Annotated in this window: 3 protein-coding genes; 2 read left to right on the top strand and 1 reads right to left on the bottom strand. The window is 69.0% G+C overall.

Going from position 1 to position 1,977, the window contains the following annotated elements; all coding sequences use genetic code 11:
- Positions 1–42: 42 nt before the first annotated feature.
- Positions 43–357, bottom strand: coding sequence for a hypothetical protein (locus IH13_RS0111680; protein ID WP_031083577.1), 315 nt, complete (start codon positions 355–357; stop codon positions 43–45).
- A gap of 109 nt (positions 358–466) precedes the next feature.
- Between IH13_RS0111680 and IH13_RS0111675 the strand changes: the two genes are divergently transcribed.
- Positions 467–856 carry a hypothetical protein gene (locus tag IH13_RS0111675; RefSeq protein ID WP_031083575.1) on the top strand — a complete coding sequence of 130 codons (390 nt, stop codon included), beginning with the start codon at positions 467–469 and terminating at the stop codon, positions 854–856.
- 159 nt (positions 857–1,015) lie between these two features.
- The coding region (locus IH13_RS0111670; protein ID WP_031083573.1) for a L,D-transpeptidase family protein at positions 1,016–1,977 on the top strand (962 nt) is incomplete at its 3' end.

Below are 1,977 nucleotides of genomic sequence, written 5' to 3'. Positions count from 1 at the left end.
GCGGCGGGCCGCCGCGCCCCGGGTGCGGCGGCCCTTCGTCCGTCAGATACCGGCGGGCAGGGCGCCGCCCCGGCGCATCGAGTACGCGACGAATCCCGCGCCGACGCAGAGGGAGAGCGTGCCGCCGACCAGATACGGAGTGGTGTCGACGCCGGTACCGGTGTCGGCGAGCGTCTCCTGACCGCCCGCCCGCCCGCTCTCCCGGCCGGACGGCTGTCCGGCCTGCTCGAAGGAGCCGGCGGCAGCGGCCTGGGTGGCCGTCCCGGCGGTCGCGTCGGCGGACGGGACGAACCAGAGAGCACAGAGCAGCGTGCCTGCGACTGTGGTGGTCAGCAGCGTGCGACGAGCGATGGACACAGAATCGATCCCCTTGCGACAAGCGTCAGTTGACCCCCGTGGGCCGATGCTAAGCAACGTGGCGGGCCGGGGGGAAGTCGCGGGTCCCCGAGGCCGTACGCTCCGGCACATGAGTACCCCGCAGACCACCCGATTCGTCCGGCTCCGCGTCGACCTGATGCTGGAGATCACCGACACCGACGCCCTGACCGGTGCCGCACTCGAAGCCCTCACCGCCGAACACCTCGCCCCGGAGGATGCCGCCGGGAACGACACGCATGCCGAGGAGGCGGTCAGGGAAGACGCAGCTGAGGCGGTCGCCGCGCTCATCGACCCGTTCGACCTGGTCGGCGAGGTCCCCGGCGTCGAACTCGTCCAGGCGTCCTGGGACAGCGAGCCGGTCGAGCACGACCCCGACACCGGGGAGTGGGCCGTCGAGGACGACGAGGACGACGCCTACGACGGGACCGAGGAGAATGAGACGGACGACGAGGAAGCCGTCGACGTGACGGGACGCTGACACCCGACGGGAACCGCCGAGGTCGGCAGCGCGTCGATGAGTGGTGTTTCCCACATCCTCGCGGGATGTGGAACGGACGACCCGTTCAGGGTGTTCTAGAACATTGACGGGGAGAGCGGCACTGCCGCCCCGTCCGGGGATTTCGGGGAATCGGCAACGATGGAGAAGCGTGTGATGACGGACAGCAAGCGGCGCCGGGGCCTCATGGCCGCGTCCGCACTGCTCGGCGGCGTGCTGGTGCTTTCCGCCTGCAGCGACGACGGTGGATCGGGCGGGGGCGCCGACAGCTCGAAGACGTCGCAGGCGCAGGTGGACGAGGCGGCGGCCAAAGCCGCGTCCGAGGCCCAGATAACGATCGCGCCCAAGAACGGCGCGATCAACGCGAGCATCAACAACGCGGCCATGGTCACCGTCGCCAAGGGCAAGCTGACCGAGGTCACGATGACCACGGCGGAGGGCGAGGCCGTCGAGGGCACGCTCGCGGCCGACGGCTCCAAGTGGAAGCCGAACGGCCAGCTGGAGCGCTCGACCACGTACAAGATCAGTGCCACGGCGGCCGACTCCGAGGGCCGTCAGGCGCACGCCAACAGCTCCTTCACCACCGTCTCGCCGGAGAACAGCTTCATCGGGAACTTCACCCCCGAGGACGGCTCCACGGTCGGCGTCGGCATGCCCGTCTCGATCAACTTCAACAAGGCGATCACCAACCAGAAGGCCGTCCAGGACGGCATCAAGGTCACGTCGAGCAGCGGCCAGGAGGTCGTCGGCCACTGGTTCAACAACCAGCGCCTCGACCTGCGCCCCGAGGACTACTGGCAGTCCGGCTCCACCGTCACCCTGAAGCTGGAGCTGGACGGCGTCGAGGGCGCCGACGGCGTCGTGGGCGTGCAGCAGAAGACGGTCACCTTCAAGGTCGGCCGCAACCAGGTCTCGACGGTGGACGTCAAGTCGCACACCATGACCGTCACCCGGGACGGCAAGACGATCAAGACCATCCCGATCTCCGCCGGTTCCCCCGACAACCCCACGTACAACGGCCAGATGGTGATCTCCGAGAAGTACAAGGAGACCCACATGGACGGTGCGACCGTCGGCTTCACGGACGACGACGGCAAGAGCGA

This window comes from Streptomyces sp. NRRL WC-3549 (assembly GCF_000721935.1).
In the GTDB taxonomy this organism is placed as follows: Bacteria; Actinomycetota; Actinomycetes; order Streptomycetales; family Streptomycetaceae; genus Streptomyces.
This window is presented reverse-complemented; position numbering and strand designations above follow the sequence as displayed.